The organism is Pantoea sp. Lu_F5_004, assembly GCF_051136245.1.
In the GTDB taxonomy this organism is placed as follows: Bacteria; Pseudomonadota; Gammaproteobacteria; order Enterobacterales; family Enterobacteriaceae; genus Pantoea; species Pantoea agglomerans.
Genome location: NZ_CP194946.1, coordinates 804,937 through 830,112 on the forward strand (window position 1 = coordinate 804,937; position 25,176 = coordinate 830,112).

Consider the following 25,176-nt stretch of genomic DNA (forward strand, 5'->3'; position numbering starts at 1 on the left):
TTTTAGGGCGGTAAACTGTATAAAACGCCGCTGCTTTGATAGCAGCAGCAAGGATGACGCCACTGTTTGCGTCGCGCCTGTCAGACTCTGGTCTGGCTTTCACCCAGGTTGTTTTCCATATGCCCCTGGCATATGCGGAGGTGATACAAGTAATGAACCACGCTTTTTCTTCTTCCGGTTCTCTGCGCTGCGGCGCTGCGCTGGCTCTCTCCTGCCTCCCATCTGTTTCTCTTTCCTGCCGACGCGATGTCCGATGCGGTAATTTTACCGACACAGGCGCAGGCTAATCTTTATCTCTGCTCGATCGGTTTTGTCTCTTCTCTGCGCCCGCGCAGCGGAACGACGCAGGTTATCCATGGTCAATACAGATCAGTTAAATGTTCTCTGTTTAAACGGAGATGGCCCGGGTGTTTTACACTTAACTCTCATGCGTGAATCGCGCTGACGGCAACGTCAGGTGAACAGGACATTGCGTTTAATGTGGCAACAGGTTTTCAGATTAGCGGCCATAAAGCCGGTTAACAGTTTCATCTTTCAACGGAAAATTGAGGTTCGCGATGTCTGACGACATGAAGAATATCAAAGGTTCGTCAGCTGGCGAACAGGGTACACTCCGCTCCATGCAGGAGGTTGCAATGAACGATCAGGATGCGAGCAAAATGTTGCGTACGTACAACATCGCCTGGTGGGGCAACAACTATTATGACGTTAACGAACTGGGCCACATCAGTGTCTGCCCCGATCCGGATCGTCCTGACGTGCGCGTCGATTTAGCTCGTCTGGTCAAAGAGCGCGAAGCGCAGGGCCAGCGTCTGCCCGCTTTATTCTGCTTCCCGCAGATCCTGCAACACCGTCTGCGTTCCATTAACGCCGCCTTTAAACGTGCGCGTGAATCCTACGGTTACAAAGGCGACTACTTCCTGGTTTACCCGATTAAAGTTAACCAGCACAAACGCGTGATTGAGTCACTGATCCACTCCGGCGAACCGCTGGGACTGGAAGCGGGCTCAAAAGCCGAGCTGATGGCGGTGCTGGCGCACGCCGGTCAGACCCGTTCGGTGATCGTCTGTAACGGCTATAAAGATCGCGAATATATTCGTCTGGCGCTGATCGGCGAGAAGATGGGCCATAAGGTCTATCTGGTGCTGGAGAAGATGACCGAAGTGCGGCTGGTGCTGGAAGAAGCAGAGCGTCTGAATGTGGTGCCGCGTCTTGGTATCCGTGCGCGTCTGGCTTCGCAGGGCTCCGGTAAATGGCAGTCGAGCGGCGGCGAAAAGTCGAAGTTTGGCCTGTCAGCCACCCAGGTGCTGAAACTGGTTGAGATCATGCGTGAAGCGGGACGCATCGACAGCCTGCAGCTGCTGCATTTCCATCTGGGCTCGCAGATGTCCAACATCCGCGACATCGCTACCGGCGTGCGTGAGTCGGCGCGCTTCTATGTCGAACTGGCTAAGCTGGGCGTCAACATCAAATGTTTCGACGTCGGCGGCGGTCTGGGCGTCGATTACGAAGGAACGCGCTCGCAGTCTGACTGCTCGGTCAACTACGGCCTGAACGAGTACGCCAACAACGTAATCTGGGCGATTGGTGCTGCTTGTGATGAGCACGGTCTGGAGCATCCGACGGTGATCACCGAGTCGGGCCGTGCCGTAACCGCGCACCACACGGTGCTGGTCTCCAACATCATTGGTGTGGAGCGCAACGAGTTCAGCGAACCTGAAACGCCGGATGCGGATGCGCCGCGCCCGATCCTCAGCATGTGGGAAACCTGGCAGGAGATGCACGAGCCAAGTACCCGCCGTTCGTTGCGTGAATGGCTGCATGACAGCCAGATGGATCTGTTTGATATCCATACCGGCTACTCGTCAGGTACCTACGATCTCAAGCAGCGTTCCTGGGCTGAGCAACTCTATCTGAGCATCTGCCACTATATTCAGCAGCATCTCGATCCGAGCAACCGTGCACACCGTCCAATCATCGACGAACTGCAGGAGCGGATGGCGGATAAGATCTACGTTAACTTCTCGCTGTTCCAGTCAATGCCGGATGCGTGGGGTATCGATCAGCTGTTCCCGGTACTGCCGCTGGAAGGGCTGAACAAGAAGCCGGAGCGCCGTGCCGTGCTGCTCGACATCACCTGTGACTCCGATGGCACCATCGATCACTACGTGGATGGCGACGGTATCGCGACGACCATGCCGATGCCGGAATATGACCTTGATAACCCACCCATGCTGGGCTTCTTTATGGTGGGTGCTTATCAGGAAATTCTGGGCAACATGCATAACCTGTTTGGTGACACCGAAGCGGTGGATGTCTACGCACGCGAAAATGGCGATGTGGAAGTGCAGCTCTCCGATGAAGGCGACACTGTGGCGGACATGCTGCGTTACGTGCAGCTTGATCCCAACGAGCTGATGGCGCTGTTCCGCAATCAGGTTCAGGCATCCGATCTCGACGAAGAGTTGCGTGCGCAGTTCCTGGAAGAGTTCGAGAGCGGCCTCTACGGCTATACCTATTTAGAAGATGAATAATCGATCCTGGCGACCGGTAATCGCATATTGCAGTTGCCGTTAACTATGTCGATAATCTGACTCACTCAATCCCTTCCTCGTCGGGCCTAACGACGCGGAGGGGATTTTTTTCATCTCAACCTTAATGGTTTGCGGGCTGGCCCGACTTACGCACATAGAGAGAGCAATTATGTATAACACGCTTGGCAATCAGTACGACAACTCCCTGGTTTCTAACGCCTTTGGTTTCATGCGTTTTCCGCTGAATTTTCAGCCTTACGACAGCGACGCCGAGTGGGTTATCACCGGCGTGCCGTTTGATGCCGCGACCTCGGGTCGTCCGGGCAGCCGCCTGGGTCCGGGCGCGATTCGCCAGATCTCCACCAATCTGGCCTGGGAAGGCTGCCGCTGGCCGTGGGATTTCGACCTGCGTCAGCGTCTGAACGTCGTCGATTGCGGCGATCTGGTTTACGCCTTCGGTGATTCGCAGGATCTCTCCGACAAATTGCAGGCCCATGCTGAAAAACTGCTGGCCAATGGCAAGCGCATGATGACCTTTGGCGGCGACCATTACGTCACACTGCCACTGCTGCGCGCCCATGCAAAACACTTCGGCAAGATGGCGCTGGTGCACTTTGATGCGCATACCGACACCTACTCCAACGGCCCGACCTTTGACCACGGCACCATGTTCTTTACCGCGCCGAAAGAGGGTCTGATCGATCCACAGCACTCAGTGCAGATTGGTATCCGTACCGAATTCGACAAGAGCCTGGGTTTCAACGTGCTGGATGCGGCGCAGGTCAACGACCGCAGCGTTGACGATATCCTCGCCGAAGTGAAACGCACAGTGGGCGATCTGCCGGTCTATCTGACCTTCGATATCGACTGTCTGGATCCGGCGCATGCGCCTGGCACCGGCACGCCGGTGATTGGCGGCCTGACCACCGATAAAGCGACCAAGCTGATCCGTGGCCTGCAGGGCATGAACATTGTCGGCATGGATCTGGTGGAAGTCGCACCGGGTTACGATCATGCTGATCTGACGGCACTGGCGGCGGCTACGCTGGCGCTGGATATGCTGCATGTTCAGGCTGTGAACAAAGGCTGATGCCTGCTGCCTGCCGGCTTCAGTCCGGCAGGCGCTGAACGCGGCGTCCTGTCCGTCGGGCGGGCCGCTGCTGTGATGTTCCTTTCTTTGCCATGATCCGATTGATTCCCTTCTGACCCCGACGGGTAACCGTCAGGCGCGAACCCCTATCTGCAACTAAACTTACAGCGTAAAAATGGCGTAGTGGAGATAATCATGGGCTTTCTTGATGAACTGGCTGGCGCACTGGATGGCAACCAGAGTGAAGGGCATCCGCCGGGACAGTTACAGGCTGTCTGGCATTGGGTGCAGGAGCAGGGCGGTATTGAAGTGCTGCTGCAAAAATTTCAGCAGGGCGGGCTGGGTGAGGTGTTTGGTTCCTGGATCGGCACCGGCGATAACCATCCGGTTGGCCACAGTGAGATTCAGTCTGCTTTTGGTCAGGATGAACTGCAGTCACTGGCCGACAAACTCGGCACCGATGTGAAAGGGGCATCGGGTACGCTGGCCGCGCTATTGCCGCAGCTGATTGATAAAATGTCGCCGCAGGGACACATGGATGAACAGGCGCTGCATGACAATAAGCTGGATCTGGGCTCGATGGTGGATCAGATATTTAAGCGCTAGCGGAGTTCGCACGGCTAAGCGCGCACGCCGGATGCATGCGCGCTCAGAGGCGGGATTACTTGCTGTCGGCAGCAATTCGCTCACGAATATGCGCTGCGCGCGCTTCAGAGGCGGGATGCGAGTCAAACATCGAACTCTGACGTCCCTGTTCCATCTTCGCCAGCTTTTCAAAGCTGGTGGCCAGGCCCATTGGATCGATATTGCGCTTCTTCATCAGGTCGTAGGAGTAGTCATCCGCCTGTGACTCCTGCGTCTGGGAGAACTGCGCATTCACCAGTTTTTCACCCATTTCACCCAGTTGCGACTGCGACAGTGAACCAATCACGCCGCCAACCGAGGCGGCTGCGGTGCGGGCCGCGGTTGTGGCATATGCCAGCTGCATCGCCTTGCGCGTATGCCCTAACGCAACGTGGCCCATCTCATGACCCAGCACGCCTTCCACTTCATTGTCAGTCATCATATCCATCAGACCGCTGTAAACGCGAATACAGCCGTTTGCCATCGCCCAGGCGTTGACATCTTTGGTCTGATAAACCTTGTAGTTAGCCGGTACGCCGTTGATGTTATCGCCCAGCGCCGCAGCGATCTTGTTCAGACGCTGCTGATAATCACTGTTAGCAGGCGCAATCTGATTATCTTTGTCCATCTGCTCACAGGATTTATCGCTCAGCTGCTTTACCTGATCGTCGCTGAGGGTATAAGCCTGATACGCCTGCGCGCCCGACTGCATCAGCGCATTGTTGTCTAAACCCTGACAGCCACTCAGCAGCGTCGTCAGTCCAAGCGCTAACACCATTTTTTTGATTTTCATGCTGTATCCCATTCATAACAAGGTAAGAAAAACAAACACCTGAAACTCAGCCAGGTGAATAAACGATTTGGTTATAGCGTGCCAGTCTGCACTTTGCTAGCAGATATGGCTGGAAAAGCCATACGAAGCGGCTGCATTTAGCGTTTTACAGCATGTACTTTTGCCCCGTTTCTCATGTACATTGATGGGCAACTTTTTCCTTGTTTTGCCCGGTAACTCATTAATAACAATAAGTTAAGGTGCGAAGCATTAATCCGACCTGGAGTAGAAAATGCCCTCTCGTAAAGAGCTTGCCAACGCCATTCGTGCGTTAAGTATGGATGCAGTACAGAAAGCGAAATCGGGACATCCGGGTGCCCCAATGGGCATGGCGGACATCGCTGAAGTACTCTGGCGCGGCTACCTGAACCACAACCCAACCAACCCGCTGTGGGCTGACCGCGACCGTTTCGTGCTCTCTAACGGTCACGGCTCAATGCTGATCTATAGCCTGTTGCACCTGACCGGTTACGATCTGCCCCTGAGCGAACTGGAAAACTTCCGTCAGCTGCACTCAAAAACTCCAGGTCACCCGGAATATGGCTACACCGTGGGTGTTGAAACCACTACCGGTCCGCTGGGGCAGGGCATCGCTAATGCAGTAGGTTTTGCTATTGCTGAGCGCACGCTGGCAGCACAGTTCAACCGTCCGGGTCATGACATCGTAGACCACAACACCTATGTCTTCATGGGTGATGGCTGCATGATGGAAGGTATCTCGCACGAAGTCTGCTCACTGGCCGGTACGCTGAAGCTGGGCAAACTGGTGGCGTTTTATGATGACAACGGTATCTCTATCGACGGTCACATTGATGGCTGGTTCACCGACGACACCGCTAAGCGCTTTGAAGCTTACGGCTGGCACGTGGTGCGCGGCGTCGATGGTCACGATGCGGATGCGATTGCTAAAGCGATCGAGGAAGCGAAAAGCGTCAGCGACAAGCCTTCACTGCTGATGTGCAAAACCGTTATCGGTTTTGGTTCACCGAACAAAGCGGGTACCCATGATTCGCACGGCGCACCGCTGGGTGATGACGAAGTAGCACTGACCCGCAAACAGCTGGGCTGGACCCACGCGCCGTTCGTTATTCCTTCTGATATCTACGCTGAGTGGGACGCGAAAGAAGCGGGCCAGGCGAAAGAGTCTGCATGGAATGAGAAATTCGCCGCTTACGCACAGGCTCATCCTGAACTGGCTGCCGAGTTTAAACGCCGCGTCAGCAACGAACTGCCAGCTAACTGGCAGGAAGAGTCGCAGAAGTTCGTTGAACAGCTGCAGGCGAACCCGGCGAAGATCGCCAGCCGTAAAGCCTCACAGAATGCTATCGAAGCTTTCGGTAAAATTCTGCCGGAATACCTGGGCGGCTCAGCCGATCTGGCACCCAGCAACCTGACAATCTGGTCGGGCTCTAAGCCGATCAACGAAGATGCTGCGGGTAACTACATCCACTACGGCGTGCGTGAGTTCGGTATGACCGCAATCGCTAATGGCCTGGCGCTGCACGGCGGCTTCCTGCCTTACACCGCGACCTTCCTGATGTTCGTTGAATATGCGCGTAACGCAGCGCGTATGGCGGCACTGATGAAGATCCGTCAGATCATGGTCTACACCCACGACTCTATCGGTCTGGGCGAAGATGGCCCGACGCACCAGCCGGTTGAACAGATGGCGAGCCTGCGCACCACGCCAAACATGAGCCTGTGGCGTCCATGTGACCAGGTTGAATCTGCGGTGGCGTGGAAATATGCCATTGAGCGTAAAGATGGCCCGACTGCGCTGATCTTCTCTCGTCAGAACCTGGCGCAGCAGGAGCGTGACACGGCACAGCTGGCTAACGTAGCGCGCGGCGGTTACGTGCTGAAAGATTGCGATGGCACGCCTGAGCTGATCCTGATCGCCACTGGTTCCGAAGTTGAACTGGCAGTCGGTGCCTGGGACAAACTCACCAGCGAAGGCCGCAAAGTGCGCGTGGTCTCTATGCCATCAACGGATGCCTTCGACAAGCAGAGCGATGAGTACCGTGAATCCGTGCTGCCAAAAGCGGTCAGCGCACGCGTCGCAATCGAAGCGGGCATCGCTGATTACTGGTTCAAATACACCGGCCTGAACGGCGCTATCGTGGGTATGACCAGCTTCGGCGAATCGGCACCTGCCGATCAGCTGTTCGAACTGTTTGGCTTTACCGTCGACAACGTCGTCGCGAAAGCGAAAGCGCTGCTGGCGTAAAACCGGTCAGGCGGGCCTGTTCCCGCCCGGCTGTAAAAACAGAGGGACGAAATTTTCGTCCCTTTTACTTTTTTATTCCTGCAGTAATAACCGCCTTTTGCTTTAATTTGTGACGCAGATCCAAATTTAAGCAGTCAGATTGATCACAATCATTCCTGTTATTCCTTCCTTCTATTATTGTAGCTGAACCGTTTCAGTCGCCAGGCGAATCGCCCTGGTTTCGGACAATGCCGGGTAAGAATCTCCTGTACAAAATGCAGTGAAACGCTCAGGCTAACGGCACGTTTTTTTCAGTCTGACGTGGCAGGAGAGAAATGACGGTACGGGTAGCGATAAATGGTTTTGGCCGGATTGGACGCAACGTCCTGCGCGCGCTGTATGAAACGGGGCGACGTGCAGAGATCACTGTGGTCGCGATTAACGAGCTGGCAGAAGCCACCGGTATGGCGCACCTGCTCAAATACGATACCAGTCATGGCCGTTTTGCTTTCGATGTCCGCCAGGAGCGCGATGTAATGTGGGTGGGTGGCGATACCCTGCGCATTTTGCACCGTGCAGCCATTGCCGATCTGCCGTGGCGTGAACTCGATGTGGATGTGGTGCTGGACTGCACCGGCGTCTATGGCTCGCGCGCTGATGGCGAAGCGCATCTTCAGGCTGGCGCCAAAAAAGTGCTGTTCTCTCATCCCGGCGGAAACGATCTCGACGCCACAGTGGTGTATGGCGTTAACCAGCAGTTACTCACCGCCAGTGACCGCATCGTCTCCAACGCTTCCTGTACCACTAACTGCATTATCCCGGTGATTAAACTGCTGGATGATGCGTTTGGCATCGAATCCGGCACCGTCACCACGATCCACTCAGCGATGCACGATCAGCAGGTGATCGACGCCTATCACAGCGATCTGCGCCGTACGCGTGCAGCCAGTCAGTCGATCATCCCGGTGGACACTCGCCTGGCGGCAGGCATTACCCGTATTTTTCCGAAATTCAACGATCGCTTCGAGGCGATAGCCGTTCGCGTCCCGACGATTAACGTGACGGCCATTGATCTCAGCGTTTCCGTGCATCAGGCGGTGACGGCGTGTGAAGTTAACACCCTGTTGCGAAGCGCGGCAGAAGGGACATTTCGTGGTATAGTTGACTATACGGAATTACCGTTAGTCTCAGTAGATTTTAACCATGATCCGCACAGTGCCATTGTGGACGGAACACAAACGCGGGTCAGCGGTCAACACCTCATCAAGACCCTGGTCTGGTGTGACAACGAATGGGGCTTTGCTAACCGAATGCTCGACACGACGTTAGCGATGGCCGCAAGCGGTTTCAGGTAAGACGCGGTATGCGTCTGGCAAAACTTATGAGAATCAACGAGAGGATTCACCATGTCTGTAATTAAGATGACCGATCTGGATCTGGCTGGTAAACGCGTTCTGATCCGTGCCGATCTGAACGTACCGGTTAAAGAAGGTAAAGTGACGTCTGATGCACGTATCCGTGCTTCTCTGCCAACCATTGAAGCGGCGTTGAAACAGGGCGCGAAAGTAATGGTTACCTCTCACCTGGGTCGTCCGACCGAAGGTGAATACAATGAAGAGTTCTCGCTGCTGCCGGTAGTTAACTACCTGAAAGACAAGCTTAGCGGCACCACCGTGACCCTGGCAAAAGATTACCTTGATGGCGTTGAAGTCGGCGCTGGCGAGCTGGTTGTGCTGGAAAACGTTCGCTTTAACAAAGGCGAAAAGAAAGATGACGAAGCGCTGTCTAAAAAATATGCTGCTCTGTGCGACGTATTTGTGATGGACGCCTTTGGTACTGCGCACCGCGCACAGGCTTCTACCCACGGCGTTGGCAAATTTGCCCCTATCGCCTGTGCGGGTCCGCTGCTCTCTGCAGAACTGGAAGCGCTGGGTAAAGTCATGAGCAACCCGGAGCGTCCGCTGGTGGCTGTGGTAGGGGGCTCTAAAGTTTCTACCAAATTTGACGTGCTGCAATCTCTGGTCAAAATAGCGGACACCGTGATTGTGGGCGGCGGCATTGCCAACACCTTCGTCGCTATCGACAACAACGTCGGTAAATCTCTGTATGAGCCAGACTTCGTTGAAGCGGCTAAAGGCCTGCGCGATCAGCACGGCATTCCGGTTCCAACTGACTCACGTGTCGGCACAGAATTCTCTGAAACTGCGACCGCTACCGTGAAAAAGGTTTCGGAAGTTGCGGATAACGAAGAGATTATGGACTTTGGTGATGAAACTGCACAGGCGATGGCTGCCATCCTGAAGGATGCCAAAACCATCCTGTGGAACGGCCCGGTGGGCGTGTTTGAGTTCCCTAATTTCCGTAAAGGCACCGAAATCGTGGCTAACGCCATTGCAGACAGCGATGCCTTCTCTGTTGCAGGCGGCGGCGATACCTTAGCGGCTATCGACCTGTTCGGCATCGAAGACAAAATTTCCTACATCTCTACCGGCGGCGGCGCGTTCCTTGAGTTCGTGGAAGGCAAAAAACTGCCTGCAGTTGCCATGCTGGAAGAGCGTGCGAAGCAGTAATCCTTTGGGGGCGATGCCTGACGGCATCGCCTGAAGTCTTGCCCGTCTGGGCGTTTAAATCGACGTTCCTCAAGGGGAACAACGGTCACGAAACAGGACACAATCATGTCTAAAATTTTTGATTTCGTAAAACCCGGCGTTGTCACTGGTGATGACGTACAGAAGATCTTCAAAGTTGCGAAAGAGAACAAATTCGCACTGCCAGCCGTAAACTGCGTCGGCACTGACTCCATCAATGCGGCACTGGAAGCAGCGGCGAAAGTTAAAGCGCCAATCATCATCCAGTTCTCTAACGGCGGTGCTGCATTTATCGCGGGTAAAGGCTTCAAGACTGACAAACCACAGGGCGCGGCAATTTTCGGCGCTATCGCGGGTGCGCACCATGTCCACCTGATGGCTGAACAGTATGGCGTGCCGGTTATCCTGCACACTGACCACTGTGCCAAGAAACTGCTGCCATGGATCGACGGTTTGCTGGACGCAGGTGAAGAGTACTTCCAGAAAAACGGTAAGCCACTTTTCTCTTCTCACATGATCGATCTGTCAGAAGAGTCACTGGAAGAGAACATCGAGATCAGCAGCAAATATCTGGCGCGCATGGCGAAACTCGACATGACGCTGGAAATCGAACTGGGCTGCACCGGTGGTGAAGAAGATGGCGTTGATAACAGCCACATGGACGCATCTGCACTCTATACCCAGCCAGAAGATGTGAACTACGCGTACGAAAAACTGAATGCTATCAGCCCGCGCTTCACCATTGCGGCCTCATTCGGTAACGTTCACGGCGTTTACAAGCCAGGCAACGTGAAACTGACTCCGACCATTCTGCGCGATTCGCAGAAATATGTGTGTGAAAAACATGGCCTGCCGCACAACGCGCTGGACTTCGTTTTCCACGGCGGTTCAGGTTCTTCTGCTGCAGAAATCGAAGAGTCTATCAGCTACGGCGTGATCAAGATGAACATCGATACCGATACCCAATGGGCAACCTGGGACGGCATCCTGCAGTACTACAAAAAGAACGAAGGCTATCTGCAGTCGCAGCTGGGTAACCCGGAAGGCGCTGACAAGCCAAACAAAAAATACTACGACCCACGCGTCTGGCTGCGTTCAGCCCAGGCCTCTATGGTGGTGCGTCTGGAGCAGGCCTTCAAAGAGCTTAACGCTGTCGACGTGCTGTAACTGAAGAGTCGTTACCGTACAAAAAAGGCCCGGAAGGGCCTTTTTTTGACCTTTTTTCGCCAGAATGGCGTCAAAGGTCATGCAGGTTTGGCACGCCGCCATTTATTGTTTACCCTTTTGTCAGGGATTGTCAGAGCGGTTCTGACAATGTGGTGTCATTTCCCTTGGGAATTTAATTACAGGATGGTTACATGCAGGATACGGGTATGCTCGGTGAACTCAATAACGCGGGAAACTGGATAGTACGTAATCAGGAGCTTCTGATTAGCTATGCGGTAAACATTGTCGCAGCCATTGCGATTATCGTTGTGGGGATGATGATTGCACGCATCATCTCCAACACCGCTAATCGTCTGCTGCAGGCACGCCACATTGATACGACCGTTGCTGACTTTCTGTCGGCGCTGGTGCGCTACGGCATTATCGCATTCACACTGATCGCGGCACTTGGGCGCATCGGGGTACAGACAACCTCGGTCATCGCCATCCTCGGTGCGGCCGGTCTGGCTGTGGGTCTGGCCTTAAAAGATTCGCTGTCAAACCTTGCGGCGGGCGTGCTGCTGGTGATTTTCCGTCACTTCCGTGCCGGTGAGTTTGTTGATCTGGGCGGTATCATGGGTACGGTAATGAACGTACAGATCTTCTCTACCACGCTCAAGTCAGCCGACGGCAAGCGAGTGGTGGTGCCTAACGGTAAAATCATCGCCGGAAACATCATCAACTTCTCACGTGAGCCGGTACGCCGCAATGAATTTATCATTGGCGTCTCTTACGATGCGGATGTTGATCAGGTTCTGACGCTGCTGCGTGAAGTGGTCGACGCCGACAGTCGTGTGTTACAGGATAAAGGCGTGCAGGTCGGTCTGAATGAGCTGGCGGCTTCTTCAATGAACTTTGTGGTGCGTTGCTGGAGCAACAGCGGCGACCTGCAGGACGTTTACTGGGATCTGCTGAAGAACTTTAAGCGTGCGCTGGATGGAAAAGGGATTGGTATTCCTTATCCACAGATGGATGTGCATCTGCACCGTGTCAGACAGTCCGACGCAACTACGCCAGAGACTCAGCCACAGTAATCTTTCAGTGGGCGGCTTCCGTCGCCCATTCATTTTGCTAATCGCAGATTAATTCTTTCAATTTCCGCTAATCATCCTCTCTCTTTATACTTCTCCTCCTCTAACGATGTGAGGAACTAATCCTGTGTTATCTCTCTATTTTCAGGGACTTGCCCTAGGCGCCGCGCTGATTCTGCCGCTGGGGCCGCAGAACGCTTTTGTTATGAATCAGGGCGTGAAGCGTCAGTATCATCTGATGACGGCGGCCCTCTGCTCGCTGAGCGATATTCTGCTGATTTGCGGTGGGATCTTTGGCGGCAGCGCCTTGCTGAGCCAGTCTCCACTGCTGCTGATGGTGATCACCTGGGCGGGTGTAGCCTTTCTGTTGTGGTATGGCTGGGGCGCACTGCGTAGCGCTTTTCGCGGCGACGCCGATCTGGCGGATGGTGAGCCATTAAAGCAGAGCAGGGGACGCATTATCGCGACGCTGCTGGCAGTGACCTGGCTCAATCCACACGTCTATCTCGATACCTTTGTGGTGCTGGGCAGTCTTGGCGGGCAGTTGCCGACCACCACCGCGCGTCAGTGGTTTGCGCTAGGCACCATTAGTGCCTCTATCCTGTGGTTCTTTGGTCTGGCGCTGCTGGCCGCCTGGCTGTCACCACGCCTGCGCACCGCCAAAGCCCAGCGTATCATTAACCTGCTGGTGGGCGCGGTGATGTGGTTTATCGCCCTGCAGCTGGCGCGCCAGGGCATTGCCGGATTTTGATCCCAACGTCAATCCGATGCGGTTATTGCCGCGCGGAGGCCGAACTTTTGCCATAATGACCACTCAAAGCATGGCGCATACCGATGCGCTGTTGGGCTTCGCCGGTTGGAAGCCGTCATAGTACCTTTTCAAGGAGGACTTTCATGAAACTGAAAGCATTGGCTCTGGCCGCAATCATGAGCGCCGGGGCATTGCCTGGCGTACACGCTGATGAGTTACCGAACGGGCCACACGTGGTGACCTCAGGCAAGGCAACGGTCGATGCCCGTCCCGATATCGCCACGCTCTCTATCGTGGTGAACGTGTCGTCAAAAGATGCCGCAGATGCGAAAAAGCAGGCGGATAGCCGGGTTGCACAATATTTCGATTTTCTGCAGAAAAACGGCATTGAGAAGAAAGATATTGATGCGGCAAACCTGAGCACCCAGCCAGAGTACGATTACACCAAAGAGGGTAAATCCGTCCTGAAAGGCTACCGTGCGGTGCGTCAGGTGCAGGTAACCCTGCGTCAGCTGGACAAGCTGAATGATCTGCTGGACGGGGCGCTGAAGTCCGGTCTGAATGAGGTGCGTAGCGTCGAGTTAGGCGTGGCAAATCAGGAGAGCTACAAAGAGCAGGCGCGTAAAGCAGCGATTAAAAATGCGACTCAGCAGGCATCACAGCTGGCTGAAGGCTTTAACGCGAAGCTGGGATCGATCTACAGCATTCGTTATCAGGTCGCTAACTATCAGCCAATGCCGATGAACCGTATGTATAAAGCGGCTACAGCGGCAGATACCTCGGCGCAGGAGACCTACGATCAGCAGAGCATCAACTTTGACGATCAGGTTGATGTGGTGTTTGAGATCAAGCCCAACACGCCATAATGCAAAACGGGGCTGATGCCCTGTTAAGACTGCCGATGAATCTCAGGATCTGACCTTGTTCCCTGAGCCAATCCATCCTTACAGCCGTTCGGGGCATAATTTGTCAGCAGTAAAAACGGGGCTTTCGCCCCGTTTTTGTTTTCAGGCTGCGACGTCATCCTGACGCAGCACCCGATGTCCATGCGCAATGAGCGCATCGGTCACCCGACGCATTAACCGGCTTTCCGGTGCAAAACGATGCCAGTAGAGCATCCGGCGCTGACACAAGCCTGGCGTCAGATCAATTAACTCACCGCTCGCCAGCTCACGCTCAATCTGCAGATGCGGGATCATACAGCAGGTCGAACCCTGTCGCGCCATCTGCACAAAGGCTTCAGAGGAGTTCACGATGTGGCAGGGCACACTGCCCGGTGAGAGATCAAAGTTCTGTTGCAGGAAGGCCTGATGCATATCATCAAGATGGTCAAACGCCACCGCAGGCGCTTTCAGCAGGGCAGAGCGGGTGACGCCGTTGGGGAAGAAGCGATCGGCAAAGTCGCGCGACGCCACAAACAGGTAGTCGAGGGCGCCGAGCTGATCCACCAGGCAACTGGGCAGCGGCTGCGGCTGAATACTCACCGCACCCACCACTTCACCACGACGCAGACGCTCCTGGGTGCGGGTTTCATCTTCGACCTGCAGATTCAGGCGTACGGGTGAATCTGCCAGCACATCTTTCAGCGCAGGCAGCAGCCAGGTCGCCAGACTGTCGGCATTGACCGCCAGCGACAGCAGCAGCGGCGTGGTGCCACTGTTCTCATCGCCCAGCCACTCCTCTTCCAGCAGTTCCACCTGGTGCAGCAATGCCAGCAGTTTCTGACCCTGTTCGGTCGGACGTGGTGGCACGGTGCGCACCAGCAGCGGCTGGCCAAACAGATTCTCCAGCTGCTTGATACGCTGTGAAACCGCTGACTGAGTGATACATAATTTTTGAGCGGCACGCTCAAATCCGCGTTCGCGGATCACTGAATCCAGCGCCTGAAGCGTTCGATAATCCGGGCGTTTCATTATTCTTCTCTCTCCTTCAGGATGGATGTCACTATGCCACAAAAGTATCACCTGTGATGGCTCTCTTGTTTTTTGTGGGCTGGCTTCCAAAGCGATAAATCCACGTCGGTCAGCCGAGCATTTTCAGCAAGCCTTGTTTTATACTACGCGCACTTCGTTGTCGCACAGGTTTTAAACATACCATGACCCAGGATGAACTGAAAAAAGCCGTTGGCTGGGCTGCACTTGAGTACGTGCAGCCGGGCACCGTTGTTGGTGTGGGTACCGGATCCACCGCTGCCCACTTTATCGATGCGCTTGCCACGGTCAGGCATCAGATTGAAGGTGCCGTCTCCAGCTCGGATGCCTCAACCCAGAAGCTGAAGAGCCTGGGTATTCAGGTGTTCGACCTGAACGAGATTGACCTGCTGTCGGTGTACGTAGATGGCGCGGATGAGATCAACCCACAGATGCAGATGATCAAAGGCGGCGGCGCGGCGCTGACGCGCGAAAAGATCGTGGCCGCCGTGGCTGAAACCTTTATCTGTATCGCTGACGCTTCAAAAGAGGTCGATGTGCTGGGTCGTTTCCCGCTCCCGGTCGAGGTGATCCCAATGGCGCGCAGTTACGTGGCGCGTCAGCTGGTGAAAATGGGCGGCTTGCCTGAGTATCGTCAGAACGTGGTTACCGATAACGGCAACATTATTCTCGATGTGCATAATCTGCGCATTCTCGATCCCATTGAGCTGGAAAAAACCATCAACGCCTTGCCAGGTGTCGTTACCGTGGGCCTTTTTGCCGCGCGCGGTGCTGATATTGCGCTAATTGGCGGGCCTGATGGCGTGAAAACCATCAAAAAATGATCTGTCCGGCGTCGATGCGGCGTCGGTTATTTCTGCCCGCAAATCATCTTTTCTCGCTGTGGTGAAATTTGGTGACTTATGTCACATAACCGTCATCCGCAGCGGGTTCGTTCTCTCTTCCAGGCTGACCTCCTTATTTTGTCCGGCAATGTGCTGTCGTCAGCCGCTGCCGTGCTGGCGGCCGGGCAATCGTTTGTATTGCCCGACGCGATTTTTTTGATATTTTGACAGAAGGCTGGCTTATGGTAGTCCTCATTGAATGCTGAATAGGATCGGGAAATGGCAAAGGTATCACTGGAAAAAGATAAGATTAAGTTCCTGCTGGTGGAAGGTGTCCATCAGAGCGCGCTGGAGAACCTGCGGGCTGCAGGCTATACCAACATCGAATTCCATAAGGGCGCACTGGATTCCGACGCGTTAAAAGCATCGATCCGTGATGCACACTTTATTGGTATCCGTTCCCGCTCCCAGCTCACTGAAGAGATTTTTGCGGCGGCTGAAAAGCTGGTCGCCGTTGGCTGTTTCTGTATCGGTACCAACCAGGTTGATCTGCAGGCGGCTGCCAGCCGGGGTATTCCCGTGTTCAATGCGCCGTTCTCAAATACCCGCTCGGTTGCGGAGCTGGTGATTGGTGAGATGCTGTTGATGCTGCGTGGCATCCCGGAAGCGAATGCGAAAGCACACCGTGGCATCTGGAATAAGATTGCCAAAGGCTCATTTGAAGCGCGTGGCAAAAAACTGGGTATTATCGGTTACGGCCATATCGGAATGCAGCTGGGCGTGCTGGCAGAAAGCCTGGGTATGCATGTTTTCTTCTACGACATTGAAAACAAGCTGCCGCTGGGTAATGCCACGCAGGTACGCCATCTGGCCGATCTCCTCAACATGAGCGACGTTGTCAGCCTGCACGTGCCGGAAACCGTCTCTACACAGGATATGATTGGTGCAGAGCAGCTGGCGCAGATGAAGCCTGGCGCGCTGCTGATTAACGCCTCACGCGGTACCGTAGTAGATATTCCGGCACTGTGCGATGCGCTGGCCAGCAAACAGGTGGGTGGCGCAGCCATCGACGTCTTCCCGAGCGAGCCAGCAACCAACAGCGAGCCGTTTATCTCTCCACTGAGTGAGTTCGACAACGTGATCCTGACGCCGCACATTGGCGGATCGACGGAAGAAGCGCAGGAGAACATCGGCATTGAAGTGGCTGGCAAGCTGGCGAAATACTCCGATAACGGCTCGACTCTCTCGGCGGTTAACTTCCCCGAAGTGTCACTGCCGATTCACGGTATCAGCGCCAGTCGTCTGCTGCATATCCATGAGAACCGCCCTGGCGTGCTGACGGCCATCAACCAGATTTTTGCCGAGCAGGGCATCAACATCGCTGCCCAGTATCTGCAAACTTCGCCGTTTATGGGCTATGTGGTGATCGACATTGATGCAGAGCCGGAAGTGGCCGAGAACGCGCTGCAGCTGATGAAGGCGATTCCGGGTACCATCCGCGCTCGTCTGCTTTACTAAGCGCTACCAACCTGAACAGGCGCTTAGTCGCGTCTCTTCAGGTAGTTAATACAGGCTGTCCCGATTTGCTGTAAGACCGAGACTGCGAAGAGAACACGGTCAGATCGGAAAGACGCAAAAGCCGCCATCCATGGCATGCCCGGCCCGCGCGATTACGCACATCATCCCTGAGGTGCGCCCGTAACCGGGCCAACGCGTGGCGTTGTTCAAAAACGCTCCCGGCGTTTTTATCCGGGCGGCGGGACGCTTTCCTCTTATGACCATGTTCCCTGCGCGTTGAGCTATTTCATTGCAGCCAGATGCGCCCGGATGTGGGTTTTCACTTGTCTGCAAAAGCGACTCTTCTACTCCCACAGCCAGAGTTTTGACGGCGTCATTACCGCCGGCAAAGGCACATCCCATTCTGCCACCGGCAGGCTATCGACCTGCTGACAATCGTGTGCCAGGCCCACCGGCAAAAAACCGTGCTGCCGCCAGTTCTGCAGGGTGCGATCGTAGAAGCCGCCGCCCATCCCCAGACGCTGCCCATGCTGATCAAACGCCACCAGCGGCACCATCATCAGATCCAGTTGATCAAGGGTGATCAACTGCCGGATATCCAGCGGCGGTTCAGGAATGCGCAGCTTATTTTTGAGCAATGGGGTATCGGGCGAGTAGCGCAGAAACAACAAATTACCGGGAGAGAAGGGGTGTAAAACCGGCAGACAGACTGTTTTCTTCAGATGCCAGAGGCGGGCAATCAGCGGACGGGTATTGAGTTCGCCATCCACCGACAGAAACAGGGCAATATTGCGCGCTTCGGTCACCGGGGCGTAGTTGAGCGCATGTTCAGCGAGCTGCTCAGCAGCCTGCGTTTGCTGCTCATCGGTAAGTGCCCGTCGCAGATGTCGCACATGCTGGCGAATCGCCTGACGCTGGGTCATTGAAGGTTCAGACATGGAAGGTTCAGACATGATTTCCCCGCCGGATAAGTCGCTGTTGAGCGACTATAACATGTCAGTCAGGGGAAAAAAGCAGGACTACAGGAAGAGAGATCTCCGAGATGCCGCCGTAGGCTGTAACCCTTGAACCCTTGGTTCAAGGTGAACATGCCGTCATAACCATCAGGCTTCTCGGACGAACCGAGCATGCACACAGGTTACGAGCGTCACATTCTGTTTTTTCGAAATATCGGCTCAGGGGACTGGCCCACATGCAAACATCTCAGAGAAAATTTACCTCACCGTTACTTAAGTATAGCAACCATGAAGTTTTATTCGAACTTCGCACCCTCACGCTCAGAGATGCGACCCTGCTCAACTAATGCCTGTTCAATCGTCTGCTGCAACATACGGATACGCTGTTCCATATTAGCAGCATAATCGCGCGTTTTCACTTTCTCTTGCGCCAGCTCGTGGCAGACGTTTAACGCGGCGATGAACACCAGTTGTTCTGTATTGGTGACTCTAGTGCGAACTTTTAGATCTTGCAACCGTTGATTGAGATCTTCAGCCGCGCTATTGAGCGCATCTTGCTGCTCTGGCGGACAATTTACTCTCAACGAACGACCAAAAATTTGTAAATCTACCGGTTGTGCAGACATGCCACCTTCCTGACTGATTACTTCGCTCGCAACTCCCTTAGCAGTCAATGGCTTGGGAGGCGGGCAACTATATAGACCCACGAAATAAGATACAACCCCTTTTCTGGAAACCTTGAGGCAGCTAGTGGTAGCATAACACGAACTTATTCTGCCAACGACGATGAAAACTTATGTCCTTACAGAACGCAACCCCCGATTACAACGCGCTCGCGGCGGTGCTCTCACAGCAGGGCGTTGGAATGACGCCCGCGGAAATGCATGGCCTGCTGAGCGGGATCCTCTGCGGTGGTAACCAGGACACCAGCTGGAAGACGCTGGTACACGATCTGGCTAACGAAGGCATGGCGTTTTCACACACTCTTGCCGTGCCGCTGGCGGAGCTACACGAGCATACGGCGACTACGCTGGAAGATGAAGGCTTCCTGTTTCAGTTGCTGCTACCTGCTGACGACGACATCACCGTCTTTGACCGTGCCGACGCGCTGGCGGGCTGGGTTAACCATTTTCTGCTCGGCCTGGGCGTAACACAGCCTAAACTGGATAAAGTCACCGGCGAAACCGGCGAAGCAATCGATGATCTGCGCACTATCGCACAGCTCGGTTACGAAGAAGATGAAGACCAGGAGGAGCTGGAGCAGTCGCTGGAGGAGGTGATTGAGTATGTACGTGTCGCCGCGCTGCTGTGCCACGATACGTTCACCCGCCCGCAGCCAACCGCGCCAGAAGTGCAAAAACCGACGCTACACTAATTTCAGGTCAACGAGTTTAACCGGTCAGTTTACAGGGAGTGCAGAGATGATTTCACTGGAACGATTCCTGCAGCGTCGTCAGGCGCTGCTGGCGAAGATGGTGCCTGGCAGCGCAGCGTTAATCTTTGCTGCGCCAGAAGTGATGCGCAGTAATGACACCGAATATCCGTTCCGCCAGAGCAGCGACTTCTGGTATTTCACCGGTTTTAACGAGCCGCAGGCATTGCTGGTGCTGATCAAAAGCGATGAGAATCATAACCACAGCGTGTTGTTTAACCGCGTGCGCGATCCTGCCGCGGAAACCTGGTCTGGCCGTCGCCTGGGTCAGGAGGCCGCACCCGACAAACTGGGCGTCGATCGCGCTTTACCCTGGAATGATATTGGTGACCAGCTGCACCTGCTGCTGAATGGCCTGGATGTGGTTTACCATGCGCAGGGCGAATATGCCCACGCGGACACACTGGTGTTCAGCGCGCTGGATAAGCTACGTCGCGGCTTCCGCCAGCATCTTAGTGCGCCCGATACCCTCACTGACTGGCGTCCCTGGGTGCATGAGATGCGTCTGTTTAAAGATGCGGATGAGATTGAACTGTTACGTCGCGCCGGGAAAATCAGTGCACTGGCGCATACCCGCGCCATGCAAACCTGCCGGCCAGGCCTGTTCGAGTATCAGCTCGAAGGGGAAATTCAACACGAATTTAACCGTCACGGCGCGCGTTTTCCCTCCTATAACACCATTGTGGGTGCCGGAGTTAACGGCTGCATTCTGCACTACACCGAAAACGAAAGCGAAATGCGCGACGGCGATCTGGTGCTGATCGATGCAGGCTGTGAGTTCCACGGCTATGCAGGCGATATCACCCGCACCTTCCCGGTTAACGGTAAATTCAGCCCGGCGCAGCGCGCGATTTATGACATCGTGCTGGCTTGCCTCAACCGCTCGCTTGAACTGTTCCGGCCGGGCATCAGCATTCGTGAAGTGAATGATGAAGTGGTGCGTATCATGGTCACCGGGCTGGTGGAGCTGGGCATTCTGGAGGGCGACGTCGATACGCTTATCGCCGAGGAAGTCCATCGTCAGTTCTATATGCATGGCCTGGGCCACTGGCTGGGGCTGGATGTTCACGATGTCGGCCACTACGGTACCCCGAGCCGCGACCGCGTACTGGAACCGGGCATGGTGTTAACCGTCGAGCCGGGTCTTTATATCGCACCGGATGCCGACGTGCCCGCGCAGTATCGCGGCATTGGTATCCGAATCGAAGATGACATTGTGATCACTGAAGATGGCATTGAAAATCTCACCGACAGCGTCGTGAAAGAGGCGGATGAGATTGAAGCATTGATGGCGGCGGCAAAACAGGCATGACGATTCTGATTGCCGGTGGCGGCATGACCGGGGCGACGCTGGCGCTGGCGATCTCCCATCTGACCCAGGGCACACTGCCGGTAACGCTGATTGAAAGCAGCGAGCCCGGCAGCCGGGCGCATCCCGGTTTCGACGGCCGCGCTATTGCGCTCTCTGCCGGTACCTGCCAGCAGCTTGCGGACATCAATCTGTGGCAGCACATCGCCCGTTGTGCCACGCCGATTACCGACATTCATGTCTCCGATCGCGGTCACGCCGGTTTTGTGTCGCTGGCGGCGGCTGACTACGCTATTCCGGCGCTGGGACAGGTTGTCGAGCTGTTTGACGTCGGTCAGCGTCTGTTTGCGGAACTGAAAAAAGCACCCGGTGTAACGCTGCGCTGTCCGGCTCGTGTTACCCAGGCTAACCGCCGTGAGCAGCAGGTTGAGGTGACGCTGGACAGTGGCGAACAACTCAGCGGCAAACTGCTGGTGGCGGCGGATGGCACGCGATCTGCGCTGGCGGCTTCGTGCGGCATTCAGTGGCAAAGAGACGACTATCAACAGCTTGCCGTGATTGCCAATGTCTCCACCGCGCTGCCTCATCAGGGCCGGGCATTTGAACGTTTTACCGAAAATGGCCCGCTGGCGCTGTTGCCGATGTCCGGCAATCGCCTGTCGCTGGTCTGGTGTCATCCGGTTTCGCAGCGTGAACGCATTGAGCAGTGGAGCGAGGCCGAATTCCTCAGCCAGCTGCAGCGTGCCTTTGGCTGGCGGCTGGGTAAATTCACCCACACCGGCCAGCGTGAGTATTACCCGCTGGCGCTGCACCGGGCGATGTCGCCAGTGACGCATCGCGTGGCGGTGGTGGGCAATGCGGCGCAGACGCTGCATCCGATTGCCGGGCAGGGCTTCAACCTGGGCCTGCGCGATGTGATGTCGCTGGCTGAAACGCTGGCAGCCGCCCATCGGCAGCAGCAGGACCCCGGCAGCTATGCGGTGCTGCATCATTACCAGCAGCGTCGTCAGCCCGACCGCGCCGCCACCATCGGTATCACCGACGGACTGGTTCGCGTCTTCGCGAATCGCTATGGTCCGCTGGTGGCAGGACGTAACCTGGGCCTGCTGGCGATGGATCATCTGCCGTGGTTAAGAAATCAACTGGCTGAGCGCACGCTTGGCTGGGTTAAGCGTTAATAAAGAGGCTCAGATGCAAACTTTTGATGTGGTGATTGCCGGTGGCGGTATGGTGGGACTGGCGGTGGCCTGCGGCTTGCAGGGCAGCGGACTGCGCATCGCCGTACTGGAAAAATCACCGGAGCCACCGCTGGCGCTGAGTGCGTCACCGTCAGTTCGCGTGTCGGCAATCAATGCCGCCAGCGAACGGCTGCTGCAGAAGCTGGATGTCTGGTCGACCATTCTCTCGCTGCGCGCCAGCGCTTATCACGGCATGGAAGTGTGGGATAAGGACAGTTTCGGCTCCATCGCCTTTGATGATGAGCAGCAGGGCCTGTCGCATCTGGGCCATATCATCGAAAATCCGGTGATCCACAATGCGCTCTGGCAACGTGCCAGCGCCTGCAGCGACGTGACGATAATGGCACCCTCGCAGTTACAGCAGGTCGCGTTTGGTGACAACGAAGCCTTTGTTACCCTGCAGGATGGCAGCATGTTAAGTGCGCGATTAATGATTGCCGCTGACGGCGCTAACTCCTGGCTGCGCAACAAAGCCGATATTCCGCTGACCTTCTGGGATTATGATCACCATGCGTTAGTGGCAAATGTCCGCACTGAGAAGCCGCACGACGCAGTAGCGCGCCAGGTGTTCCACGGCGACGGCATTCTGGCTTTCCTGCCGATGCAGGATCCGCATCTCAGTTCCATCGTCTGGTCGCTCTCGCCACAGGAAGCGAGCCGTCTGGAAACCATGCCGGAAGCGCTGTTCAATCAGCAGCTCTCGGTGGCGTTTGATATGCGGCTCGGCCTGTGCCAGCTGGAAAGCGAGCGCAAATCGTTTCCGCTGGTGGCGCGCTATGCCCGCAATTTCGCGGCACACCGTCTGGCGCTGGTGGGCGATGCGGCTCACACCATTCATCCGCTGGCGGGTCAGGGCGTTAACCTTGGCTTCATGGATGCCGCCGAGCTGATCGGTGAGATTCGCCGCCTGCATCAGCAGGGCAAAGATATTGGTCAGCACCTCTATCTGCGACGCTATGAGCGCAGCCGTAAACACAGCGCCGCGATGATGCTGGCGGGAATGCAGGGCTTCCGTGAAATGTTCGCAGGCAATAATCCGGCGAAAAAATTGCTGCGCGACGTGGGTCTGAAACTGGCTGATCGCCTGCCGGGTGTTAAACCCATGATGCTGAAGCAGGCGATGGGCCTGAATGATCTGCCCGCCTGGCTACGCTAAATTCGCTTTTCTGTTAAGCCAGCTTTTGCTGTAATGCTGAGCAGTTAAGATTAGATTTGTAAAGGCTGTCACGGTCAAACGTGGCAGCTTTTTTTATGGGCGAGCGAGCCGCAGTGCGGGCCAGCGCACCTCTGCTGCTGCCGGGCCGTCCTCGCGCCGCTCACGCGGTACCTTCGGCTTTGACGTCGTGCCGACGAACCGTTCGGGGATCGGCCCTCCCTGGCCGGCCCCGAACTCTCCACGCTTCCCGGCGTGGACTTCTGACCCACCGTCACGCCTCAGCGCTGCGGATAGCCCTTTCAGCAGCAGAGGCGCTCAGGCCTCCACTCTCGTGCCCTTTTTAACAATACACACTGAAGTTTCAGAGCAGGCCCGGCACCAGACTGCATTATCACCTGCCGCTTAACTGACAGGCATTACAGCTTCTGCTGGCTTTTTTATGCCTGACACCGCTCTGCACCACAAAAAGGCAACGCTGCACCAGCAGAGGTCTTCGTTTGATTTATTCTAATTTTGCGGATTAATTCGCATTACTTTTTCTCATTCTTCTGTCCGCTGAGCGCGGGATTTTTTTAACATCCTGAATGCCATCCCGCATAAATTTGCTGCGTATATTTAAAATCCCTGCATTTATTGCGCGATTAATCACAAAATTGCAGTTTTATATCCTGTTGGCAGCCGTTCCTGGTTAGGCTGTGCCTCTGCTTTCGACCCCGGTTTGCTTATGGTTAATCGTCAGATTCGGTGGTAACGTCAGCCCTAAGAGAACGTTTGCGTCGGCACTGAATCCCGGCGCATTTTTGCACTCACTCGCTTCTGCACAGGATGGTTATGACTCAGCAAACACCTCTGTTTGAACAGCATCAGGCCTGCGGTGCCCGCATGGTGGATTTTCATGGCTGGATGATGCCGCTGCACTATGGCTCCCAGATGGATGAACATCATGTAGTGCGCACCGACGCAGGTATGTTTGATGTCTCTCACATGACCATCGTCGACCTGACAGGCCCGCGTACCCGTGAATTTCTGCGCTACCTGCTGGCAAATGATGTGGCAAAACTGACCCAGCCAGGCAAAGCGCTCTACACCGGGATGCTGAATGCCTCGGGTGGCGTCATTGACGATTTGATTGTTTACTTTATGAACGAAGAGTTCTTCCGGCTGGTGGTGAACTCTGCCACCCGTGAAAACGACCTCGCCTGGATCACGCAACACGCGCAGGGCTATGGCATTACGCTGACGGAACGCGACGACCTGGCGCTGATTGCCGTGCAGGGTCCGCAGGCGCAGCAGAAGGCACAGACGCTGTTCAGCGAGGAGCAGCGTCAGGCTGTTGCTGGCATGAAGCCATTTTTCGGTGTGCAGGCGGGTGACCTGTTTATCGCCACTACCGGCTATACCGGCGAAGCCGGATATGAGATTGCTATGCCCGCAGACGAGGCGGCCGATTTCTGGCAGCGTCTGCTGGCCGCTGGCGTAAAACCTGCCGGACTGGGCGCACGCGACACGCTGCGTCTGGAAGCGGGTATGAATCTGTATGGTCAGGAGATGGATGAAGGCGTTTCACCGCTGGCTGCCAACATGGGCTGGACGGTCTGCTGGGAACCTGCTGACCGCGATTTCATCGGCCGGGAAGCGCTGGAACTGCAGCGTGAACGCGGTACCGAAAAGCTGGTGGGACTCATCCTCACAGAAAAAGGGGTGCTGCGTAACGGCTTGCCGGTGCGTTTCACCGATGACCAGGGGCAGCCGCAGGAGGGGATCATCACCAGTGGCTCTTTCTCACCGACGCTGGGTTGCAGCATCGCCCTGGCGCGCGTACCGGCCTCAGTCGGCAGCACCGCCATCGTTGAGATCCGTAACCGCCAGATGCCGGTCCAGGTTACCCGTCCCGTTTTTGTCCGCGCCGGTAAACCGGTCGCTCAGTAAATTTTATTCAGGAGAAATGGC

General features: G+C 55.6%; 21 protein-coding genes and 1 other RNA gene. 17 read left to right on the forward strand and 5 right to left on the reverse strand.

What is annotated here, in order from left to right:
* The first annotated feature begins 557 nt into the window (after positions 1 to 557).
* The 3 genes from speA (at position 558) to ACR8BN_RS03870 (ending at position 4,230) form a co-directional block, all read left to right on the forward strand.
* Positions 558 to 2,534 (forward strand): biosynthetic arginine decarboxylase, encoded by a 1,977-nt coding sequence (gene speA / locus ACR8BN_RS03860; RefSeq protein WP_010248849.1) that lies wholly within the window; start codon positions 558 to 560, stop codon positions 2,532 to 2,534.
* Positions 2,535 to 2,703: 169 nt separating this feature from the next.
* Positions 2,704 to 3,624, forward strand: coding sequence for an agmatinase (gene speB, locus ACR8BN_RS03865; RefSeq protein WP_010248847.1), 921 nt, complete (start codon positions 2,704 to 2,706; stop codon positions 3,622 to 3,624).
* Between the two features lie 195 nt (positions 3,625 to 3,819).
* A complete protein-coding gene (locus ACR8BN_RS03870; RefSeq protein WP_010248845.1) occupies positions 3,820 to 4,230 on the forward strand; it encodes a YidB family protein in 411 nt (136 codons plus the stop codon).
* Between the two features lie 55 nt (positions 4,231 to 4,285).
* Here ACR8BN_RS03870 and ACR8BN_RS03875 read toward each other — a convergent pair whose 3' ends face one another.
* Positions 4,286 to 5,041 carry a M48 family metallopeptidase gene (locus ACR8BN_RS03875; protein WP_031592558.1) on the reverse strand — a complete coding sequence of 252 codons (756 nt, stop codon included), beginning with the start codon at positions 5,039 to 5,041 and terminating at the stop codon, positions 4,286 to 4,288.
* A 271-nt stretch (positions 5,042 to 5,312) separates the two neighbouring features.
* Here ACR8BN_RS03875 and tkt point away from each other — a divergent pair, with 271 nt between their 5' ends.
* The 7 genes from tkt (at position 5,313) to ACR8BN_RS03910 (ending at position 13,728) form a co-directional block, all read left to right on the forward strand.
* Entirely contained in the window at positions 5,313 to 7,307 is a 1,995-nt protein-coding gene (tkt, locus tag ACR8BN_RS03880) for a transketolase (protein WP_031592557.1), read from the forward strand.
* A gap of 314 nt (positions 7,308 to 7,621) precedes the next feature.
* Positions 7,622 to 8,641: an erythrose-4-phosphate dehydrogenase gene (gene epd / locus ACR8BN_RS03885; RefSeq protein ID WP_010248839.1), complete on the forward strand. Its 1,020-nt coding sequence runs from the start codon at positions 7,622 to 7,624 to the stop codon at positions 8,639 to 8,641.
* A 51-nt stretch (positions 8,642 to 8,692) separates the two neighbouring features.
* Entirely contained in the window at positions 8,693 to 9,856 is a 1,164-nt protein-coding gene (gene pgk, locus ACR8BN_RS03890; protein WP_010248837.1) for a phosphoglycerate kinase, read from the forward strand.
* A 105-nt stretch (positions 9,857 to 9,961) separates the two neighbouring features.
* Entirely contained in the window at positions 9,962 to 11,041 is a 1,080-nt protein-coding gene (fbaA, locus tag ACR8BN_RS03895; protein ID WP_010248835.1) for a class II fructose-bisphosphate aldolase, read from the forward strand.
* Between the two features lie 191 nt (positions 11,042 to 11,232).
* Positions 11,233 to 12,114, forward strand: a complete 882-nt coding sequence (mscS, locus tag ACR8BN_RS03900) for a small-conductance mechanosensitive channel MscS (RefSeq protein ID WP_031592556.1) — start codon at positions 11,233 to 11,235, stop codon at positions 12,112 to 12,114.
* A 124-nt stretch (positions 12,115 to 12,238) separates the two neighbouring features.
* Positions 12,239 to 12,862 (forward strand): arginine exporter ArgO, encoded by a 624-nt coding sequence (argO, locus tag ACR8BN_RS03905; RefSeq protein ID WP_010671062.1) that lies wholly within the window; start codon positions 12,239 to 12,241, stop codon positions 12,860 to 12,862.
* Positions 12,863 to 13,005: 143 nt separating this feature from the next.
* Entirely contained in the window at positions 13,006 to 13,728 is a 723-nt protein-coding gene (locus tag ACR8BN_RS03910) for an oxidative stress defense protein (protein ID WP_434747345.1), read from the forward strand.
* 141 nt (positions 13,729 to 13,869) lie between these two features.
* On the opposite strand, the gene ACR8BN_RS03915 is transcribed toward ACR8BN_RS03910, so the two are convergent.
* Positions 13,870 to 14,775 carry a LysR family transcriptional regulator ArgP gene (locus tag ACR8BN_RS03915; RefSeq protein ID WP_010248822.1) on the reverse strand — a complete coding sequence of 302 codons (906 nt, stop codon included), beginning with the start codon at positions 14,773 to 14,775 and terminating at the stop codon, positions 13,870 to 13,872.
* A gap of 182 nt (positions 14,776 to 14,957) precedes the next feature.
* Between ACR8BN_RS03915 and rpiA the strand changes: the two genes are divergently transcribed.
* Entirely contained in the window at positions 14,958 to 15,617 is a 660-nt protein-coding gene (gene rpiA / locus ACR8BN_RS03920) for a ribose-5-phosphate isomerase RpiA (RefSeq protein WP_010248819.1), read from the forward strand.
* A 279-nt stretch (positions 15,618 to 15,896) separates the two neighbouring features.
* Positions 15,897 to 17,135 (forward strand): phosphoglycerate dehydrogenase, encoded by a 1,239-nt coding sequence (gene serA / locus ACR8BN_RS03925; protein ID WP_033780721.1) that lies wholly within the window; start codon positions 15,897 to 15,899, stop codon positions 17,133 to 17,135.
* 344 nt (positions 17,136 to 17,479) lie between these two features.
* Here the strand turns inward: serA and ACR8BN_RS03930 are convergent, their stop codons facing one another.
* The 3 genes from ACR8BN_RS03930 to zapA form a co-directional block, all read right to left on the reverse strand.
* Entirely contained in the window at positions 17,480 to 18,073 is a 594-nt protein-coding gene (locus ACR8BN_RS03930; RefSeq protein ID WP_434747569.1) for a 5-formyltetrahydrofolate cyclo-ligase, read from the reverse strand.
* A gap of 92 nt (positions 18,074 to 18,165) precedes the next feature.
* Positions 18,166 to 18,348: non-coding RNA, 6S RNA (gene ssrS / locus ACR8BN_RS03935), on the reverse strand.
* A 39-nt stretch (positions 18,349 to 18,387) separates the two neighbouring features.
* The gene (zapA, locus tag ACR8BN_RS03940) at positions 18,388 to 18,717 is read right to left on the reverse strand and encodes a cell division protein ZapA (protein WP_008925677.1); all 330 of its coding nucleotides are present in this window, start codon (positions 18,715 to 18,717) and stop codon (positions 18,388 to 18,390) included.
* 170 nt (positions 18,718 to 18,887) lie between these two features.
* On the opposite strand from zapA, the gene ACR8BN_RS03945 reads away from it, so the two are divergent.
* The 5 genes from ACR8BN_RS03945 (at position 18,888) to gcvT (ending at position 25,155) form a co-directional block, all read left to right on the forward strand.
* Positions 18,888 to 19,466, forward strand: a complete 579-nt coding sequence (locus tag ACR8BN_RS03945) for a YecA family protein (RefSeq protein WP_022623836.1) — start codon at positions 18,888 to 18,890, stop codon at positions 19,464 to 19,466.
* Between the two features lie 46 nt (positions 19,467 to 19,512).
* The gene (gene pepP / locus ACR8BN_RS03950) at positions 19,513 to 20,835 is read left to right on the forward strand and encodes a Xaa-Pro aminopeptidase (RefSeq protein WP_080717682.1); all 1,323 of its coding nucleotides are present in this window, start codon (positions 19,513 to 19,515) and stop codon (positions 20,833 to 20,835) included.
* Entirely contained in the window at positions 20,832 to 22,010 is a 1,179-nt protein-coding gene (ubiH, locus tag ACR8BN_RS03955; RefSeq protein WP_425016006.1) for a 2-octaprenyl-6-methoxyphenyl hydroxylase, read from the forward strand. The genes pepP and ubiH overlap by 4 nt, the downstream gene beginning before the upstream one ends.
* A 13-nt stretch (positions 22,011 to 22,023) precedes the next feature.
* Positions 22,024 to 23,226, forward strand: coding sequence for an FAD-dependent 2-octaprenylphenol hydroxylase (gene ubiI, locus ACR8BN_RS03960; protein ID WP_010671056.1), 1,203 nt, complete (start codon positions 22,024 to 22,026; stop codon positions 23,224 to 23,226).
* Positions 23,227 to 24,057: 831 nt separating this feature from the next.
* Positions 24,058 to 25,155, forward strand: a complete 1,098-nt coding sequence (gcvT, locus tag ACR8BN_RS03965) for a glycine cleavage system aminomethyltransferase GcvT (RefSeq protein WP_031592547.1) — start codon at positions 24,058 to 24,060, stop codon at positions 25,153 to 25,155.
* Positions 25,156 to 25,176 lie beyond the last annotated feature (21 nt).

Excerpts from the sequence above, each read along its gene's own strand:
- speA (WP_010248849.1), top strand. The coding sequence starts at position 558 with ATGTCTGACGACATGAAGAATATCAAAGGTTCGTCAGCTGGCGAACAG.
- speB (WP_010248847.1), top strand. The coding sequence starts at position 2,704 with ATGTATAACACGCTTGGCAATCAGTACGACAACTCCCTGGTTTCTAAC.
- ACR8BN_RS03870 (WP_010248845.1), top strand. The coding sequence starts at position 3,820 with ATGGGCTTTCTTGATGAACTGGCTGGCGCACTGGATGGCAACCAGAGT.
- ACR8BN_RS03875 (WP_031592558.1), bottom strand. The coding sequence starts at position 5,041 with ATGAAAATCAAAAAAATGGTGTTAGCGCTTGGACTGACGACGCTGCTG.
- tkt (WP_031592557.1), top strand. The coding sequence starts at position 5,313 with ATGCCCTCTCGTAAAGAGCTTGCCAACGCCATTCGTGCGTTAAGTATG.
- epd (WP_010248839.1), top strand. The coding sequence starts at position 7,622 with ATGACGGTACGGGTAGCGATAAATGGTTTTGGCCGGATTGGACGCAAC.
- pgk (WP_010248837.1), top strand. The coding sequence starts at position 8,693 with ATGTCTGTAATTAAGATGACCGATCTGGATCTGGCTGGTAAACGCGTT.
- fbaA (WP_010248835.1), top strand. The coding sequence starts at position 9,962 with ATGTCTAAAATTTTTGATTTCGTAAAACCCGGCGTTGTCACTGGTGAT.
- mscS (WP_031592556.1), top strand. The coding sequence starts at position 11,233 with ATGCAGGATACGGGTATGCTCGGTGAACTCAATAACGCGGGAAACTGG.
- ACR8BN_RS03910 (WP_434747345.1), top strand. The coding sequence starts at position 13,006 with ATGAAACTGAAAGCATTGGCTCTGGCCGCAATCATGAGCGCCGGGGCA.
- ACR8BN_RS03915 (WP_010248822.1), bottom strand. The coding sequence starts at position 14,775 with ATGAAACGCCCGGATTATCGAACGCTTCAGGCGCTGGATTCAGTGATC.
- rpiA (WP_010248819.1), top strand. The coding sequence starts at position 14,958 with ATGACCCAGGATGAACTGAAAAAAGCCGTTGGCTGGGCTGCACTTGAG.
- serA (WP_033780721.1), top strand. The coding sequence starts at position 15,897 with ATGGCAAAGGTATCACTGGAAAAAGATAAGATTAAGTTCCTGCTGGTG.
- ACR8BN_RS03930 (WP_434747569.1), bottom strand. The coding sequence starts at position 18,073 with ATGTCTGAACCTTCAATGACCCAGCGTCAGGCGATTCGCCAGCATGTG.
- zapA (WP_008925677.1), bottom strand. The coding sequence starts at position 18,717 with ATGTCTGCACAACCGGTAGATTTACAAATTTTTGGTCGTTCGTTGAGA.
- ACR8BN_RS03945 (WP_022623836.1), top strand. The coding sequence starts at position 18,888 with ATGTCCTTACAGAACGCAACCCCCGATTACAACGCGCTCGCGGCGGTG.
- pepP (WP_080717682.1), top strand. The coding sequence starts at position 19,513 with ATGATTTCACTGGAACGATTCCTGCAGCGTCGTCAGGCGCTGCTGGCG.
- ubiH (WP_425016006.1), top strand. The coding sequence starts at position 20,832 with ATGACGATTCTGATTGCCGGTGGCGGCATGACCGGGGCGACGCTGGCG.
- ubiI (WP_010671056.1), top strand. The coding sequence starts at position 22,024 with ATGCAAACTTTTGATGTGGTGATTGCCGGTGGCGGTATGGTGGGACTG.
- gcvT (WP_031592547.1), top strand. The coding sequence starts at position 24,058 with ATGACTCAGCAAACACCTCTGTTTGAACAGCATCAGGCCTGCGGTGCC.